Raw genomic sequence first — 17,058 nt, 5'->3', positions numbered from 1 at the left:
CGGTGGCGAGGTCGTGGCCGATCTGGCCGTGGCGTTCCAGGGTGGCGGCGATCGCGGGGTCGTAGGCCGAGCGCAGGATCACGGCGATTTGTCCGGGGGTGAGCCATCCTGACGGGGTGAGGTCGGCTGAGCGGAGTGCAGCGGTAAGGGTGTTCATCTCTTGACGTAGGACGGCAGCGGCGCCACGGATACCGCCACCGGCGGTGCGGATCTGCCTCGCCGCGTTTCTCATGTCGAGGGATACGGAGAGTGTGGTGGCGTGGCGTTCGCCTGCGGGTCCGGCGCGGTTGATGAGTTCGGCGTAGGTGGTGGCAGCCCAGCTGGTGTCTTCGGGCTGGCCGTGGGTGGTCCACCATTCGGCCAGTCCGGTGCCGGAGTCGGGCAGGGTGCGTTCCAGGATCTGCAGGGTGGCGATCCTGCCGGAGCGGCAGACGGTGGCCAGGACGCGGCCCCAGGCGGTGACGCGGCGTTCTTGTTCGGCGGGGTCGAGGAGCACGAACGCGGGGTGGGTGATTTCGCACACCACCGTGAGCGTGTTCTGGTGGGGGTCGTGGATCATGCCTGCCCCTGTGGTCGGGTCCTCGTATTCGCGCAGTCGGGCTTGGTCGCCGGGTAGGGCGAGGGTTCCGGCGGGGCGTGGGGTGACGATGCGGCGCCGGTAGAGGAGCTGGCCGATGGTGGTGCGGTAGACCCACCAGCCGGCCACGGGCACCCACTCGATGACCGGCCGTCCCGCGACAGGGACCCAGGTGAGGAGGACGGCGGTGGCCCAGATGGGGGCGGTGTAGGCCAGCCACATCCCGCCCCCCGCGTACAGGGCGGTGACGATGGTGGCGATCGCGATCCCGACGGTGACCAGCTGGGCCGCGGACAGGCCAAGCAGGATGCCGCGACGGGTCAGCCGGGAGAACTTCACCGGCACCAGCTCCGAACCGGTCGCATCCGGTTCGTGGCTGTTGTTCTTCTTGCGGCGGCTCATGACTGCGGCTCCTTCCCAGCACTCGACGGCGGCGGCGGATTGTCAGCGGGCGGCGGGTTCGGCACCGGCGCGGACGGTGCCACCTGCTCACCCCCACCAGGCGAGGACGACCCCGGTGGCTGTGAGCTTGGGGTGCTGGGCGGGGTGGGCTCCCCGCTGGCAGGTGGGGTGCCCTGCTGTGGCGGCGTCTCACCGGGTGCAGGCGCCGGCGGAGTATTCCCGCCATTGCCTCCGCCTTCGTTGTTGGTGGGGGTGTGGTCGGCGGCGTCGGCAGCGGTCTCGGCCTGCTGACCGAGTTCGGCGCCGGCTTTCGGTCCCGCGGTGGCGGCATCCTTGGCCACCTGTGCCCCGATCACGGCCGCGGCCGCAGGACCGGCAGCGGCAGCAGACCCACCCGATGCCGCACCCGAACCGGAAGCCCCGGCCGCCCCGCCAGTGCCAGCTCCGGCTTCGGCTCCGCCCTGGGAGGCTGAGGGGTTCGGGGTACTCGGTTTCGCCGGCTGCTTCCCGCCACCACCGTTGCTGTCACCGCCACTGCCGTCGAGGACCTGCTGGGGGTTGCCCGGCTGACGTTCCGGTAGCGGGATGGGGCGGTTGAGGGAGTTCTTGGCGTCTTGTTCGGCGCCGATCGCGTGGTACATGTCGAAGCCGACGAAGCTGATGAACCGGTACGTCAGGTAGGGGGCGAACGCGGCCATCGCCATGAGCACCACCCCGGCCAGCGGGTCACTGATCGAGGACAGGTCCCCATCGATCGGGGCGGCGACTTGGGTGATCGCGACCAGGAACATCACGACCAGCACGAGCTTGGAACAGATCAGCGCGACCACGAACATCGCCCACTTGCTGATCCACCCCCTGGTGGCGTCCCACGAGGAGCCCGACAGGGCCAGGGGTGCGAACACGATCGCGACCAGCAGCAGGGCTTTGCGGACCAGCAGCGAGAGCCACACGATCGCCGCGGAGGTGATCGCGAGCCCGGCGAGGAAGATCGTGATGATCGCCCCCACCCCGGGGGCGGCGATGTTAATCGCGGTCAGTCCGCCGGCGAGGATCGTGATCTTCTCGCCCATCGATTCGGTGGTCTCCCCGGCGGCTTGGACGATCCCGACACACAGCTGGTCGACCACCTCCAACAGCAGCCCGGTCAGGGTGATCACCACGAACGACCCCAACACGCTCTTGGCGAGGCCGAGGGCGGCTCGGCTCAGGGCCGTCGGGTCGCGACGGATGAGGCCGGTGATGAGTTGGAGGCAGAAGAACAGCAGCATCACGAACACCGCGATGCCGAACAGCAGGTTGTACACCGACAGGTATCCGTCACTGGTGATGTCGACCATCGTGGTGGCGTCGAAGACATTCCACACCGCCTCGAACAACCACCCCGCCGCAGCCCCCATGGCCTGGGCCAGCCAGTCGAACGGGGCCGACACCAACGACGCGGCGGCCTCACCAGCAGTTTCGCATACACCTGAGATGACGGGCAGATCACAGATCCCCACCGCAATCACTCCTCACACACGTGGATTGGTGGGTAGGGGTCAGACGGACTGGCCGACGTTCCAGAAGAAGTTGATCAGCGTGACCGCAGCGCCGCAGATGATCGCCGACCCGCACGAGACCAGGACACCGACCTTGCCGCGGCCGGCCAGGTGCGGGTTGGAGGAGTTCGCGCCGAAGCCCCACACGATCGCGGAGATGATCAGCGCCAGCACCGACAAGATCAGCCCGATCGTCATCACCGCCCCCACGATGTTGCGCAACTGCGCGATCCCCGGCAGCCCATCATCATTCGGCGTGATCTCCACCTCCATCGGCAGCATCACCGGCAGAGATGACAGATTCGGCACAACACAGCTCATCAGATCAAACACAGCAAACTCCTCACAGGACGAAACAACGAAAGGGGCCCGGCCCCGCCAGGAAGTGACCGGGAGGGCAGGCAACCAAGAGAGGTCTGCCTGTCAGGTGCGCTGCCAGCCCCGAAGAGTTTCGAAGGAGCTACTCAGGACCGGTGCGTCATGTCATCATGGCGGTGTCAAGGGTTCGAGGAGGTATCCATGACCAGCCATAGCCGCAGGTGTGCGGACGCTGTTCGAACGACGCCTGAGCAGTGCGAATGCATGTGTGATGGAGCCTTCCACGGAGGCCCCCACAGCGAGCGCGCGCGAGCGTTGCTGTGGTCCAATGCGCGGCGTCAGAAGTACTCGCAAGAGCAAGTCAGAACAGCCAAGAGGAAGGCCAAACATGCTTTGGATGCCGCCGAGGAGGATTCGAAAGCGAAATCGGCAGCCGACGAGCTCTGCACCGACTTCCTCGTCCGGTACATCGTCAACGAGATCGTGTTCGAGGAGCCTACGTCGGTGCAGGAAGATGTTCGTACCGCGGTAGCAGACCTTATCGGTCTCTTCGTCGCAGGCGTCCTTGAAGAAGACCTCAGCACCAATGACTCAGCGCGCATAGCAGCCGTGATCAACGTCGAGCACATTCTGTGTAGTCTATGTGTGGAGATCGTCAAGCTTGCCGACGAACTCAGTCAGGCGGTCGATAAAGCGCTCAATGACCTTGCTGAAGCGTCTGCTACAACGGTGGTTGCCACGGTTGCTGGACGTTCCTCTCTCTCGGAACCGCTGGAGAGGGCATTGAAGGCGATACTCAAGCGCGTTTTCCATTCGATGTTCCCGTACGCGGTCGACCCAGAAAAAGTGCAGCTTCTGCGATTCCTTGGAGCGATGTCCTGCCCGAACATTGCTGTGCACCCAGACGTCGAAATCCACTGCCTCAAACCCCTTGAGAAAGACTGGGCGACCGACGCCCTCAAACAGTGGGCTGCCGACAGCTTCCCGAATGACGCTGCAGTCCTCGGGAGAGCTAAGCCCAGAAAGAAGAAGCGGCGACCCCGACACTTAGCTAAGTAATCAGAGCTGGTCGCCGAGGTTGATGAGCCAGTTGAGCCAGGTGATGCCGGCGCCTGCGAGGGTGGCTGTGCCGAGGGCGATGAGGAGTCCGGTGCGGGCTTTGGTGGCGGTGGTGTGGTTGCCGTTCGCTGTGGCGATGGCCCAGGTGATGCCGGAGATGAGCATGGTGAGGACGGCGGTGATGAGGACGAACGTAAGCAGGGCGCCGATCACCGTGTGGAGGGTGGTGTTGTCGCCGAAGGCGCCGAAGTCGGGGTAGATGTTCACGGGTATCAGCTGCCTTCTTTGACGGTGATGTGGACGTGGTCGTAGTGGCCGCCGGTGACGTCGTTGGGGTCGTGCATGCCGCCGCCGTTGTAGGGGCGCCAGCCTTCGGCGTCGCGGGCGAGGGACCAGATCTGGCCTTGCCAGATGAGGTACTCGACGCCGAGGGTTTCGGCGTTGTCTTTGAGCCAGTTCGTCAGTGCCCATCCGGCTTCGAGCTGCTGGGGTGTGGGTGGGGTGCCGATGGCGTTGCCGAAAGTGACGTCACAGGCCCGTCCGAGGGGGTGTTCGGATTTGGTGCCGGGGCGGGGTGAGTAGCAGGCCCAGGAGCTGTCGGGGTGGGCGGTGAGGGCTTGGGTGTAGACGTGGAGCATGCGGGCGGTGATCTGTCCGTCGGTGGTGGGGTCATCGACCTTGCGGTCCAGGTCCCCGTCATCGGGTCCTTGGGGCGGCGCGGGCTGGGTCGCGGCCGGGTTGCAGCCTTCCTGCTCGACCGGCGTGGTGGGGGCTGGGAGGTTGCCGGTGGTGTGTTGGTCGAGCCAGGGCTGGGGGTCGGTGAACTCGCCGTCGCTGCCCCCTTGGCGGAGTTCGAAGTGCAGGTGCGCGCCGGTGGAGTAGCCGGCCGATCCGACGTCGCCGATGTGTTGTCCGGCGGTGACGTGGTCGCCGACGTTGACGTGGATGCCGGTTTCCCACAGGTGGGCGTAGGCGGTGGCGATCTTCTGCCCGCCGATGGTGTGTTCGATGATGATGAGTCCGCCGTACCCGCCGGACATTGAGGCGTGGGTGACGATGCCGTCGGCGGCGGCGAGGATGGGGGTGCCGTCGGGTGCGGAGTAGTCCGCGCCGGTGTGGAGCTTGTTCTCCCCGGTGATGGGGTGGACGCGCATCCCAAATGGCGAGGTGGCGACCCAGGTGCCCTCGGGCAGCGGGAAGACCACACGCCCGGTCTCCGGCAACTGCGGGCTGTCGGTTGTGGGGGTGGTGAGGGTGGTCAGGATCTGTTCGGCGACGGGCTCGTAGTTCGCGTACCGGTCGGGGTAGGCGGAGACTTCCACGGCTTGGGCAGCTTCACCTTTAGACAGGGTCTGCCAGCCGGGGATGTCGAGCAGTCCGCGGGGTGAGGGGTGGTTGGGGCCGGTGGGGCCGCCGAAGAACGCGCGGGCCTGGTAGACGGGGTCCATGAGGTCGGGGACGGTTCCCCATCCGGCTTGGGGTCGCATCTGGAACAGGCCGAGGCTGTCGTGGTCGGAGGCGTCCCCGTCGTGGGGGTGGTTCCCGGAGTCGGGGTAGACGTTGGTGTTGGCCAGCATCCGCAGATTCGACTCGGTGAGGGCGGCCATGAGCGCGATCTGCAGCCCGTCACGATTCACGCCTTCGATTTGGGATCCGGTCTGGATGATGGTGGCGGCGTGAGTGAGCTGGGTGGTGTTCAGCGTGAAGGCCTGCCCGTCAGCGGTCGTCACGTCCAGCGAGTCCGGCACCGGCCCCACCACTGACGGGCCAGTGGTGCTGGTGGTGCAGGAGGCGTTGGCGCCGGGGCTGAACATCATCCCCACCCCCAACAGGAGCAGGGCGGGGCTGAACAGCACGAGCACGGCAGCGATCACGGCGAGCTTCTTCACGGCCAGGTCACCGCAACGGGTTGTCCAGCTGTGACAGGCGCAGCAGGTGACAGGTGTCGTAGGTCGGCGCGCAGACCACGAACACCGTGAACTCCACCTTGTGAGGCGAGTCGACTGGTTCACCGTTCCAGGTCCCGGTGCGGTGCCGGGTGCCCTCGATGGTGTAGGCGACCGTGCCCGGTGCGAGTTGCCCCTCGGGTGCCTGGGCGAGGGCTTCGCCCCACTGGTCGGGGATGTAGGCGCGGTCGATTGTCAGATGTTGACTGGTGCCGTACTCACGCAGGTCCTGCCAGGCGGTCCGCGAGGGCAGGTAGGCGGCGACGTCGGTGGCGAGGCCGGCTTGTTCGGCGCCGCTGGGGTCCCCGACGGCGAGGACCGCGGAGGTGTAGTCCAGCGGGAGCAGCCCGGTGGTGGTGTCCCACGCGAACAGTGTGGTCGCGACATTGCGAGCGAACTGCTCCGGATCAGCACTGCGCGCCACCGGTGGCACCGACGGCGCCTCTGATGCTGAAGGGCTCGCCGTGGCGGTGGTGGTTGAGGAGGGTGACGGGCTGGTGGTGATGGTCGGTGAGGTGCCCGGGGTGCTGGTGGGGGTGTGGGGGCCGGTGGCCAGGCCGTAGATCCCGACCCCACACACCAGGGCCGTGACCGAGCCGGCAGCGATCAGCACGAGCCGGCGACGCGACGAACGATCAGAAGTGTCCATGCCCAGCAGGTGCACGCACTCACCCCAAACACCAGCAGCCGGAGTCGGTTAGATCGCGCGCAGCTGCGGACGGCCACCCGCCGGTCCGTCATCCTGCTCATCGACAGGGTTGGAGGCGGCGGTGGTGGTGTCGTCGGGGTTGGTGAGGGCGGCTTGGAGGGCGTCGGCGAACTCGACGGTGTGTTCGATCACGCGCAGGAACGTGGCGATGTGTTTGTCGGTGAGTTCGACGGCGAGCACGGCTGGGTCGTAGTGGGTCCACCACTGATCCAGTTCGGTCCACGTCACTACAAACGCCCGCACCGGGTACTGCACCGGCGCGTGCTCACTGTCGTTCGTGGGTTTCTTGGCTGGGGCGGGCTTCGGTCTGTCACTGGATTGGATGCGGGCGAGGGCGTCGGCCGCGGCCTGATGCAACGCCTCATCGCCAGCATCGGGGCTGGCAGTGTGGTTGCGGATGGTCTCGTAGATCGGATGGACCGGGCTGCCCGCGTCGATCTCCTCCAACCCCTGCCGTGCTGCTGCCCTCACGTGTTCGGGCAGCGTCTCGTCGGTGGCGGCCTGTTCGAGGTAGCCGATCTTGTCCAGCGTCTTGTACGAGGCCCCACCGGGAATCATTCCGGCCGCTTGTTCACTGGCGCGTCCGGTGGGTGTTGACGGTGCGGGAAAATTTCCCACACCGTCGGTTCCGGGCTGGTTGTCGCTGCGGAACTGGGTCGCGGCCTTGCGACGCGCAGCATCCTCCGCCATGAGGGATTTCAGTTCGCGGTAGAGGGCGGCGGCTTCCAGCGCGGTGAGCGGCTTGTGCAGGACGTTGTCGTCTTGTTCGGCCAGCAGGTGGCCGAGCCGGTCGGAGATACCGGAGCGGACCCACACGTTGACGGTGCGCCAGCCGAGCTGCTTGATCGCCGCCAGCCGTCGTGCCCCGCAGATCAGCACCCCGTCGGGGCTGACCGTCAACGGCTGCAACAACCCATCGCGCTCAATCGAGGCCGCCAGCGCATCGATGTCACCCAGGTCGGCACGGTGACGTTGGCCGACATGCAGGGAGTCGACGGCGCGGTCCAGCTCGATGTGCCCCGGGGTACTCATGACCGCACCCGTTCCCGCCCCGGGACGGCACGGACGATCACGGTGACCAGGGCGTCATCACCCAACAGGTCCGCCAGCGTTTCCCCGAGCAGCAGGCGCAGCAGGATCCCGCGCCCAGCCGTCGTGGTGGCGTAGGCAGGTTCGGGATGGCCCAGCAGAACCCTCAGCAGGCACGTCCAGGCTGGGGCGGGGAGGTCGAGCAGAGCGCGGGCGTGTTTGTCGCGCCGCAAGGCTTCGTAGGTGCCGCGCCGGGACCCGATCCGGGCCAGGGCGTTGGTGACGTGATCCACCCCTGCCCGGGCGGAGGGTTCCGGCCAGCCCAGCAGCACGAACAATCGGGTCGCGTCCGCGACTGTTGCCTGCACCGTTGCATCCACATCCTCGGCCGCATCCTCATGGTCGTGGTGGTGGGGGTCGGTGAGATGGAACGCGGGATGGTATTCGTACAGGGGTGTTTCGCGGTCGGAGAACCGTTCGGGGTCGTGGTGGGCGGAGATGTGGGCGCGGCGGGCCTGGTGGACTGAACACATGAGCCCTTGGGCGCGTTCTTCGTAGATGCAGGTGATCCGCACCGCATGCGTGACCACCGCCCACGGATCTGCGGCCTTCCGCGCTGCCGGGGTGCGCATCACATCAAACGCCGCCGAGGCCGCCTCCCACACATCGAGGCCGTGCTTGCGCGCCAGGGGTGCGAACCGCTCCGCCGCGAATTCCAGCAACTCTTTGGCTTGGGGGTTGTTGCGCCATCCGTGCTCGGCCAGATGCTCCAGCAAGGCCCGCAGCCCCTCGCTGGTGCGGAAGTCAGCACTGTCGGGGTGGGGTGTCGACGGCGTTGTCGACGACGTCCCGGTCTCAGTGGCGGTGCCGGTGGTTGGTGTTGTGGTGTGGGTCATGGTGGTGCCTCCTGACAAGCAGGTGCGCACCCCCACCCCAGACATCGGCGGCAGTGGTGTCGTCGTGTTGGCGAGTCGTGTCATTGCTGGTCACCACGCTCAACTCATCCCCACCGCGGACCGATCCGGCACCGACTGGGCCCGGCCGAAGGCCGACAACGGCGCCAACCGTCCAGCCCGATCACCGATCCGCCGTGCACCCACCGTGATGCCGTGGCGGGTCTTCTGGCTCAGCGCGGTCTGGAAGTGGATGCCCCGGCCAGCGACCGTGGCGCCACGCCGGGCCATCAGATCGGTCGGACGCACCCACTCCACACCCCGCCCCACCTGCCCACCCACAGGACGGCCTGCGACCTGGGCGGTGCGGGCCTTGACCGCCTCAGGCACCCCCTCCGCACCCTCACCCAGCCCCGGAGAACCCACGTCTGGTCCGTCGATGTCTGGGGCGAGCTGCTCATCGAGCTCTTCCACCGGCGCCTTGGGTGGGACAAGATCGCCTCGCTCACTCACCGTCTCCTGGTCGAGGTTCTCCGCGTGGGTGCCGGGGGTGGTCAGGGCGAGTTCTTCGGGATCGGGTGGGCCGTAGTCGTCGTGGACCGGCGGGGCCACGGGGTGGTGCTCGTGTTCGTGGGTGCTCATGATTCCTCCTTCATCGATGGGCTGGTGTCAGGTTCAGGACTCCTCGTTGGTGTGGAGGTGAGCCAGCGGCCCACCGTGGACGGATGCACGCCCAGCTCGGCGGCAATCTGCTTGTTCGACCACCCCTGTCTCCGCAACCCGGCAGCCCGCTCCCGCCGACCCACCCCAGCCATCTCGGGAGCGCCTCGAACGGTCTCCTCATCAGGAGCAGTCGGAGTCGAAGCCTCGGGCGCGGGCTTTGCCTCGACGTGCTTCATCGGAGGCGGACCGGATTCCGGTGTGGTCGGTCGTTCATCGCCAAGGTCGACGGTGTCGCTGGCTTCGTGCTGCGGGAGTGCCGCCGGTGGAGGCTCTGCCTCGATGCCCGGTCTTGGGGCTGGTGTGGGCTGGTCGTTCTGTTGGGTGACGGTCTGCCACATCACGGACTGCGTCTCGGGGCTGGTGGCGCGGGTGAGGATGACGGTGAGGTGGGTGATCGCCAGCAGCACCACGGGCGGAACCGCGGCAATCGCTGCTGCCAACAAGGCCGGGACATCGGCGTCGGCGGCGACGATGGCGTGCAGGGCGTTGGCGGTGACCGAGACGACGGCACCGCCGATCAGCAGGGCCCAGGGATACCAAGCGGCCTTCTGGCCCGCGAGGGCGACGACGGCGACGGTGGCGACCACGATGATGCCGTCGACGATCAGCGGCCACGCCCACGCCTGACCTGCCCCGATGCCCGAACGGGCCGCGAGATCAGCTAGAGAGGTGAAGGACAGCCAGAACGCCCCGATCGCGATGAACACTGTCCCCGCGACCGCCGTCCGCACTGCCCACCGCCGTGCCTTCACGCCAGCCCCCAACCAGCACCCACCGGCACCCGCACCGACGCCGCCTCCGCTGGTTCGGTGGGCCTGGATGCTGTGGACGTGGTGGGGTGGGTGGTGCGGTAGGCCGACCGCACGGTGGTCGCGATCTCCCGCGGCCCCAACCCCGCCTCACCGGCAGCCGCGCCCAGCACATCTACCGCCGTGGCAGGTGTGATGTCGTGTTCCGCGGCCCGGCAAGCCGCCCAGAACAACCCCCGATTCCGCTCGCCCTCACCCAAACCCGCCACCCACGCAGCCAGCCGCGACACCACCACCCCAGCCTCGCTCTGAGCCATGCTCCGATGAACAGTGCGCGGTCGCGGAGCGGGGCGGGGGTCGAGGAAGTCCCGGAGCGCGTCACTGTCGATCCCGGCCGCCGCCCCTTGCCGGACCGTCGCCAGCCGATATGAGCCGGCAGTGGTGTGTGAGGGTGGGATGACGATGTAGCCGCCATCCCCGCGGAAATCCACACCGGCCCGGGCAGCCTGCCACGACCGCTGCACCACATCCGGCGTGGCCGGGTAGTAGCCATGCCGTCCACCTGAGGGGGAGACCACCGTGAACACCGGCACACCTGCCCGCCCCGCATCGAGGGCGCGGCGCATGCTCTCCCGGCCATCTATGTGCTCGCGGACATCAATATCCACGACCACGACACCGGAGACCGCCCCGGTCGGCAGCCCGAGATTCGCGTCCGGCCATCGCGTCCAACAGTGCTCGATCTGGGCGAGGTCGGTGGTGGCGTCGTGGAACCCACGGGCCGTGAGCGGTCGCTTTTGCCCGGGCACGCACGGAAACACCGGCACCCCCGCTGATGCGAGATCACTCGCCACCCGCCCCAGCAGACGATCTTGGCGAGGGGCGAGAAGCCGGGCGAGGTGGTAGAGGTTACGGCTCATAGCGCCACCGCCTCACGTCCCGACACCATCCGCTCCATCGGCTCCGACACCGCCGGTGCAGCCGGGGCCTGCCGTGTCGCGGGTTCGCGAGTGGGGGTGTCGCGTTCCAAACCGGGCGGGGTGCCGTTGCCGACCTGGGTGGTGTCGAGCTGCTCTAGAATCCCCAGCGCGGTTTTGCGGACCCGTTCCCCGGTGGTCTTGACCACCTCGACCGGGTCCTGGCCCTCCACTCGGGCCGCCCACGTCGACACGTATGGGACGGTGTAGCCGGAGGTGTCCATGCCATGCGCGGCACCCACCATCAACGCGACCGATTCGGCCTCCACCTCACCGATCCCACGATGCTGCCGCGCCTCACTGGCGTCCGGGCCATGCAACAGGACGTGGCCGAGTTCATGGGCCAGGGTCTTCACCTGCGCTGCCGGGTCCATGTCCGCACGCACCGACACCACCCGGTTGCTGTAGTCGGTCAGTCCGTTCGCCCCGAAAATCTCCGACGCATCCGCAACCAGCCGCAGCTCGAACCCGGCCGTGTCGACTTGTGTAGCGAGGCCCTCCCACAACCCGGCAGGAGCCTGCCCCTCCAACAACCTCGGAGCCGGCGGTTCAGGGATCGGCTCGCCAGTGGTCTGGGAGGCGTCCCAGACGTAGGCGGGGCGGACGCCGACCATCTTCGTGCGCACCGTCTCACCCGCACGCGGCTTCTCACCCTTCCCAAGGCGTCGCCACGACTCAGCATCCTGCGGGGTTGCTGAGGCGAACCGTCCCGTCACCGGCGCCAGAATCTGATATCCCGGCTGCCCCTTGGAGACCTGGCGACCCAACTGCTGCCACTGCCTATACCCGGCGACATGGGACGGCACTGGGTCCGGCACCAGACCCAGGCCGTAGGCCTCCTGATGCTGGGTGAAGATCAGAATCGTGTTCGCGAACGACCGTGCTCGGAACCGGGCTGCGAACGCCAACGCCCGGGCCCAATCCTCACCGGAGACCAGCTGCTCGACCGCACCCGTCAGCCGCTCATGCAGCGCATCAAGCTTCGCCTCCCGCGCCGCCCGAGCATCCTTGCCCGAGGTTGCCATGCCGGTCTCCTTCCGCGAACCTGTCTACCGGGTCGAAGAACCGACCCGGTGACCATCAGGTACGCCGGAACCACCAGCACTAGAAGACGGACAACAAGGAACCCCTACAGTGACCGTCAGGAACCCAACGAACCCGACGTGTCATACCCGGCCTAGCAGGTGCGCTGAGATCAGGCCATGCGTTGCTTCCGAAGATGAGCAGAATCGTTACAAGGAAGCGGCGTTTGGAATCATCAACACTGAAGCGATCTCGACTTCTTGGCCACAGCGCGGGCACTTGGCGTACCCGTCAGTGAGGGGTGTGACGGGCCGAGCGCGTTGCTGAGACTGGTCACGGTACTCAGTAGGAAGGAGGCCAGTGATGCGTCGAAATTGTCGCGCAGCATTGCCTCGGCTGCGCCATCCCACTTCGTGCATCAGTTCACCGACAGGACGTCGGCTGCGCGCGAGCAGTGTCGCGAGCTGGACGCAGCGAACCCGCGTCAGGTACTTCATCGGGCTGATCCCGTACCGTCGCGCGAAAACTCTACCCAACTGAGACGGCGAAATGTGCACCTCTCTTGCCAGTGACTCCAGAGTCCATTGCACTTCCGGCCGGTCGTTGAGTAGTGATGCAGCAATCTCAGCAGGGTCAGGCTCCGCCACTTGACGTAGAGACCCCATGCGGTTGCGACTCATGGGAGCCTCCGAAGACCCATCCGCGTGGAGGTCGAGTGCTTAGCGCGACAGGGCTCGATCACTGCGCAAGAGGAGGGCGATGCCCATGAACCCGACAAGGCATGCAGCCGCTGCGAGCGCCAGCGAAACCTGGTACCCCTCAGTCCCACAGGAGGGTTCACGGGCCATGAACGCCGCGTAGACGCGGCCTAGCAACGCGGCTCATGGTCCTGCGAGGTGCAGGCCGCGTAACCGACTGAGCGCTGCGTGTAGTTCGTGTTGTCGTGGTCTTGTCAGGTGTCCCGGGTGTCCGTTGAATGGCGACACCCAATCGAGGCTCTCTGCATCAACCCGTTCCTGTACTGCTAGCACCAGCTCTTCGATGGAGTTCTGACCGTCGGCGAGGCCTGCGATACGGTCGAGTGCCCATGCAATGGCTTGAGTCTGTGCTGGATCGACGAGCTGGGCCATAGCGCTGAGGTCGATCGTCTCGCCTGCAAATTGGATTGTCGCGCCTCTCACTTTCGCCGGCCTCTGATTTCTCGATCGCGTAAGAGAGCTCGGATCTGGGACTCGAGCAGTCCGTTCGTAGGTGAACGCCCGGGAGCCATCATTCGGTTCAGCGTCCTGGTGGTCTGAGATGAGCTTGCGAGCTTCCTTCGTGACGTTGCGCGCGATGTAGTGGTCGAGTGCGATAACCTGATCTGCGACATCGAAAAACGCTCCAGACCCTCCCGCCACAAGGATCGTTGACACGCCTAGTTCGGTAAATAGCGGTCGGACACGGGTGACGAAGGGCGTGATGGGCTCCCGGCTGGCTGGGATTAGAGCGCGCATGCGTTCGTCTCGGATCATGAAGTTTGTCGCTGATGTGTCCTCATCGATCAGCAACGCAGACGCACCGGCATCGATGGCCTCGACCAGGTTTGTGGCTTGGGAGGTCGAACCGCTGGCGTTAGACGTGCTGAACGACCGCGTATCGATGCCAGAGGGCAGGTTCGTGATGAAGGGCGAGATGTCGACGCCGGTGACGGCTCGGCCGTCCTCGGCTCTGATGCTGACTGCATCGGCACGGGTGATGACCCACTCCCGGCCGTCGCCGGCGATGTGCGGATAGACCCCGCGTTCGATGGCATGGAGAAGAGTCGATTTGCCGTGGTAGCCACCACCGACAATGACAGTGACGCCTTCGGGCACACCCATCCCTGTCACGGTCTGTCCACTGGGCAGTTGAAACTCGACCTGCATGCTATCGGGGCTGGTGAACGGTATAGCATCCGTACCGGACAACGGGAGATCTGAGTCTCCAGAACGACGAGGCAAGATCGCGCCGTCGCCGACGAAGGCCACAAGATTCTGGCCAGCAAGTTGGGAACGCAGCCATTCCTGATCGCGGTGGAGGATCACATGCTCTCGCAGCACGCGCTCGTTGAGATTCGCGCACACGAGTGAAGCATTGGCGATCCTCGGCAAGAGGGAGCCCAGGAGTTTGGAGGCCTCGCGGCCACGGACTCTGCGCCCGGATGCAGGGAGGCCAACATCGATACGCGCCTCGATGCGGTCAGGGGCGATGACGACGCTGGTGCGTTCAAGGACTTCCTGGCCAGGGTGGCCGATGCTGACTAGCCCGCTGTTGCCTGTACCGGAGGGTTCTGGCAACAAGCGGTGGGCGACGTCCAAGAACTGACGGGTGAGGAAGTCAGCGACCGCGCGTCGTCCTATCGCATCGTTGGTCAGATCGGCAGGCAGTCCAGCAGTTTGGGGGCCCAGGATAATCCGCATTCGTGACGGTGGGGCGTAGGGGTCGACCTGGACCTGGTCGATGGCCAGGCGAAAGGTGCCGAACTGGTAGGTGCCGGCGAGTTGTTTGTACGAGGCGTACCCTCGCCCATCGATCTGGGCGAGGGTACGCTCGAGGGCCGTACGATCACGCATGGCTGTCCTCGTAGGCGGTGACGTTCTGGCGCCCGGGCAGCTTGGTGAGGGCTATGCCGCCGAGCACAGCGAGCACGACGGCGGCAATCACCATGGCCGTGGTGAAACCGGTTTGCTGGACACCGAATCCGGTCAGCAGCGGTCCGATCGCCAGGCCTGCCGCGTATGCGAGGTTGTAGAGCGCGAACGATCCGCCGAGCGTGGGCGGGTTCGACCGAAATCCTTGCTCGCTGATGAGCGTGGTGGCGGGAGCGAGCAACATTGCCGACGACAGGCCCAGGAGGCCCATTCCGATCGCGATCTGCCAGATGCTGGTTGACCAGCCGAGAACGAGCAGTGCGGCCACCACGGCGACGATGCCGATGCCGATAAGCACCCGAGGCGGTGCCGAGGCGACGAACCTGCCCACGATCGGGTTGGCAATGATGCTCACGAGCGCGGCGACACCGAACAGGACGCCGATGATGGTGCTCGTCGCCTGTGCTCCCAGGTGCCCGGGAAGCACGGGTTGCACTGCAGCGAGGACCGCCGCGCCGATCGTGATCGCAGCCACGATGGCCGCCGAGCCCGATACACGAAGCACGGTGAAGGGCCCTGCTGTGTCGTCGGTCTGCCGAGGCGATCCCGGAATCAGTGCCACCAGCAGGACGAGATTGACGATGGCGACGAATGTGGCTAGCAGGAACGGCGAAGCGGGTCCGAACGCGTCGACGAGGAAGCCAGACAGTGGCGGGCCGACGAGCACCCCCAGAGTCACGGTGGACATGGCGATGCCCATCATCTGGCCTCGCTTGTCGAACCCTGTCGTTGCGGCGATAAGCGACAGTGCCGCGACCCATGCGACGCCGCCGGCGATTCCCTGGACGAAGCGAGCGACCAGGAGGAGCCAGTACGGCCCTCCTGTGGCGAACAGGAGGGTCGCGATCGCCAAGACGATCAGCCCGATCACGAGTGGACCCTTTGGACCGCGGCGGTCGACGAGGTGTCCGGCGAAGAGCGTGGCAATGACCATTGCCACGGCGTAGGACGCGAAGAGGATGCCGGTTGCGGCTGCTCCTTGCTCGACAACCGCAGGCAGTAGCGGCAGCACGGGGATGGCGAGTCCTTGGAGCAGCATGTCGGTGAAGAGAATGCCGCCGGCCACGGTGGTGGCGCGCGCCGGAGTCGCACCGGATACGCGAGAGGTGACGTTGGTGGTCATAGCGAAGTGTGTGTCCTTAGGAGTCGAGCAACCCCCTCACCAGCGCTGTGAGTGCGGTGTCGAGTTCGTCGGGTTGCGGTATGTCTTGTGGGCGAGTCACCGCAGTCACGGTGAACCCTTGGAGGAGCACGAGTACGAGGCTGGCGATCTCTCTCCTCCCTGGGCGAGCAGTGTCGCGCTCGGGCATGGATATGAGACCTTCGATGCGCTCGTGCCATTCGTCGAGGGCGCTGTTGCGTTCGGAATGCTCAAGAGCTTGTGGCGCAACGAGAACAGTCGTTGATGCCAGGGCGCGAAATCTCTCATCGCGGGTGAGCAAGCGAGTGAAGTCAGCTAGTAGAGCCTTCAGCGCTTCGTGAGCCGACGTGCCTACTGAGTCGTTGTTCTGGGAGAACAAGCGCTGCCCGTAGTCGGACCAGCCCCATTCGAGCGCCTCGATGAGCAGGGTTTGCTTGTCGCGGAAATGGTGGTTCAGCGCGCCTCGTGTGACGCCTGCGCACTCTGCGACGTGCTCGAATGTTGCCCCCCGCCACCCCTTCTCCTCGAAGGCCCTTAGTGCTGCGTCTAGCAGCGCGACGCGGGTCTTGGCCGCGTCCTCGGCAGTACGTCTCATACATACAAGTTAGCACGTATCCAAGTAGGGGGTCAATGGCGCCGTACCCTGTGGGTCGAGGACTCTTCGGTTGCAGGTTCTTGTCGGTGTTCATGTGTTCTGCCTCGGCTCGGGGCTCGGAGTCACGACCGCGCTGGTAAGGCGTGCTGCCATCGTGGGCGCATGCTCGGGGTTGGGGATGTCGGCCGGTCTCCAGATGGCGGCGGCGGTCAGACCCAGGATGAGTGTGATGATGAGCCGAGATGCCAGTTCTGCTGGTATCGGTCCCGGTGGCTGGGCTTCGGCCAGTGCAGCAGTGATCGCGTTGCGCCAGTGATCGATGGCGTGGCTCTGTGCGGCACTGGGGCCCAGTGCCGCCGGAGCGATGAGGACAGTGTTTGCAGCGAGTGCTTTGAAGCGTTCGTCTTCATCCAGGAGGGTGATGTATTCGGCGATGAAGTCGCGGAGCCGTTGTGTCGCGGAGCTGGTCCGTTCGAGGTGGGCGAGGAGTCTTTCGCTGTAGGCGAGCCAACCGAATACGAGGGCGTCTTGCAGCAAGTCGGTCTTGCTTTTGAAGTGGTGGTGGACCGCGCCCCGAGTCAATCCCGCAGTGGAGGCGACCTGCTCGTACGTCGCCTCCTGCCCATCCGTCCCTAGCGAACGCGTCCAGTGCCGCGAGCATGATTCGTTCGCGGGTTGCCTGGGTCTTTTCTTCGGTATGTCGT

The 17,058-nt window shown here is 66.0% G+C and carries 19 protein-coding genes and 2 pseudogenes; 3 read left to right on the top strand and 18 right to left on the bottom strand.

Annotated features, from left to right (window positions below; genetic code table 11):
• From Q0X68_RS07470 to Q0X68_RS07460, 3 genes are all read right to left on the bottom strand, one after another.
• On the bottom strand, positions 1–979 hold a 979-nt coding region (locus Q0X68_RS07470; RefSeq protein ID WP_297749733.1), incomplete at its 3' end, for an SCO6880 family protein.
• Positions 976–2,481 (bottom strand): conjugal transfer protein TrbL, encoded by a 1,506-nt coding sequence (locus Q0X68_RS07465; protein WP_297749730.1) that lies wholly within the window; start codon positions 2,479–2,481, stop codon positions 976–978. The genes Q0X68_RS07470 and Q0X68_RS07465, both read right to left, overlap by 4 nt.
• A 39-nt stretch (positions 2,482–2,520) precedes the next feature.
• Positions 2,521–2,841, bottom strand: coding sequence for a DUF6112 family protein (locus Q0X68_RS07460; RefSeq protein WP_297749741.1), 321 nt, complete (start codon positions 2,839–2,841; stop codon positions 2,521–2,523).
• Positions 2,842–3,039: 198 nt separating this feature from the next.
• On the opposite strand from Q0X68_RS07460, the gene Q0X68_RS07455 reads away from it, so the two are divergent.
• Positions 3,040–3,897 carry a hypothetical protein gene (locus Q0X68_RS07455; protein WP_297749727.1) on the top strand — a complete coding sequence of 286 codons (858 nt, stop codon included), beginning with the start codon at positions 3,040–3,042 and terminating at the stop codon, positions 3,895–3,897.
• Here the strand turns inward: Q0X68_RS07455 and Q0X68_RS07450 are convergent, their stop codons facing one another.
• Positions 3,898–4,164 carry a DUF6112 family protein gene (locus Q0X68_RS07450; RefSeq protein ID WP_297749724.1) on the bottom strand — a complete coding sequence of 89 codons (267 nt, stop codon included), beginning with the start codon at positions 4,162–4,164 and terminating at the stop codon, positions 3,898–3,900.
• Between the two features lie 5 nt (positions 4,165–4,169).
• Complete coding sequence (locus Q0X68_RS07445; RefSeq protein WP_297749739.1) at positions 4,170–4,976, bottom strand: M23 family metallopeptidase; 807 nt, start codon at positions 4,974–4,976, stop codon at positions 4,170–4,172.
• Here Q0X68_RS07445 and Q0X68_RS07440 point away from each other — a divergent pair.
• Positions 4,947–5,184: pseudogene (locus tag Q0X68_RS07440) on the top strand (hypothetical protein); the annotation flags it as partial. The gene Q0X68_RS07445 and the pseudogene Q0X68_RS07440 overlap by 30 nt on opposite strands.
• Before the next feature lie 393 nt (positions 5,185–5,577).
• A complete protein-coding gene (locus tag Q0X68_RS07435; RefSeq protein ID WP_297749721.1) occupies positions 5,578–5,820 on the top strand; it encodes a hypothetical protein in 243 nt (80 codons plus the stop codon).
• On the opposite strand, the gene Q0X68_RS07430 is transcribed toward Q0X68_RS07435, so the two are convergent.
• The 13 genes and pseudogenes from Q0X68_RS07430 to Q0X68_RS13135 form a co-directional block, all read right to left on the bottom strand.
• The gene (locus Q0X68_RS07430) at positions 5,794–6,507 is read right to left on the bottom strand and encodes a hypothetical protein (protein ID WP_297749718.1); all 714 of its coding nucleotides are present in this window, start codon (positions 6,505–6,507) and stop codon (positions 5,794–5,796) included. The genes Q0X68_RS07435 and Q0X68_RS07430 overlap by 27 nt on opposite strands.
• 33 nt (positions 6,508–6,540) lie before the next feature.
• A complete protein-coding gene (locus Q0X68_RS07425; RefSeq protein ID WP_297749715.1) occupies positions 6,541–7,584 on the bottom strand; it encodes a ParB N-terminal domain-containing protein in 1,044 nt (347 codons plus the stop codon).
• Positions 7,581–8,561, bottom strand: coding sequence for a hypothetical protein (locus tag Q0X68_RS07420; protein ID WP_297749712.1), 981 nt, complete (start codon positions 8,559–8,561; stop codon positions 7,581–7,583). The genes Q0X68_RS07425 and Q0X68_RS07420 overlap by 4 nt, the downstream gene beginning before the upstream one ends.
• A 15-nt stretch (positions 8,562–8,576) precedes the next feature.
• Positions 8,577–9,116, bottom strand: a complete 540-nt coding sequence (locus tag Q0X68_RS07415; protein WP_297749709.1) for a hypothetical protein — start codon at positions 9,114–9,116, stop codon at positions 8,577–8,579.
• Entirely contained in the window at positions 9,113–9,949 is an 837-nt protein-coding gene (locus Q0X68_RS07410) for a DUF2637 domain-containing protein (RefSeq protein ID WP_297749706.1), read from the bottom strand. Before Q0X68_RS07410 ends, Q0X68_RS07415 begins: the two co-directional genes overlap by 4 nt.
• Positions 9,946–10,866 (bottom strand): bifunctional DNA primase/polymerase, encoded by a 921-nt coding sequence (locus tag Q0X68_RS07405; protein ID WP_297749703.1) that lies wholly within the window; start codon positions 10,864–10,866, stop codon positions 9,946–9,948. Before Q0X68_RS07405 ends, Q0X68_RS07410 begins: the two co-directional genes overlap by 4 nt.
• Complete coding sequence (locus tag Q0X68_RS07400; RefSeq protein ID WP_106506941.1) at positions 10,863–11,948, bottom strand: ArdC-like ssDNA-binding domain-containing protein; 1,086 nt, start codon at positions 11,946–11,948, stop codon at positions 10,863–10,865. Before Q0X68_RS07400 ends, Q0X68_RS07405 begins: the two co-directional genes overlap by 4 nt.
• Positions 11,949–12,155: 207 nt before the next feature.
• Positions 12,156–12,611: a helix-turn-helix transcriptional regulator gene (locus tag Q0X68_RS13140; protein ID WP_366127971.1), complete on the bottom strand. Its 456-nt coding sequence runs from the start codon at positions 12,609–12,611 to the stop codon at positions 12,156–12,158.
• 216 nt (positions 12,612–12,827) lie between these two features.
• Positions 12,828–14,540 (bottom strand): ABC-ATPase domain-containing protein, encoded by a 1,713-nt coding sequence (locus tag Q0X68_RS07395; protein WP_297749698.1) that lies wholly within the window; start codon positions 14,538–14,540, stop codon positions 12,828–12,830.
• Positions 14,533–15,741: an MFS transporter gene (locus tag Q0X68_RS07390; protein ID WP_073717287.1), complete on the bottom strand. Its 1,209-nt coding sequence runs from the start codon at positions 15,739–15,741 to the stop codon at positions 14,533–14,535. Before Q0X68_RS07390 ends, Q0X68_RS07395 begins: the two co-directional genes overlap by 8 nt.
• A 16-nt stretch (positions 15,742–15,757) precedes the next feature.
• Entirely contained in the window at positions 15,758–16,354 is a 597-nt protein-coding gene (locus Q0X68_RS07385) for a TetR/AcrR family transcriptional regulator (protein WP_073717286.1), read from the bottom strand.
• Positions 16,355–16,444: 90 nt separating this feature from the next.
• Entirely contained in the window at positions 16,445–16,891 is a 447-nt protein-coding gene (locus Q0X68_RS07380) for a hypothetical protein (RefSeq protein WP_230975936.1), read from the bottom strand.
• Positions 16,892–17,053, bottom strand: a pseudogene (locus Q0X68_RS13135) (TetR family transcriptional regulator); the annotation flags it as partial. It abuts the gene before it with no gap.
• Between the last annotated feature and the right edge of the window lie 5 nt (positions 17,054–17,058).

The organism is uncultured Tessaracoccus sp., from assembly GCF_947286155.1.
GTDB lineage: Bacteria > Actinomycetota > Actinomycetes > Propionibacteriales > Propionibacteriaceae > Arachnia.
This window is presented reverse-complemented; position numbering and strand designations above follow the sequence as displayed.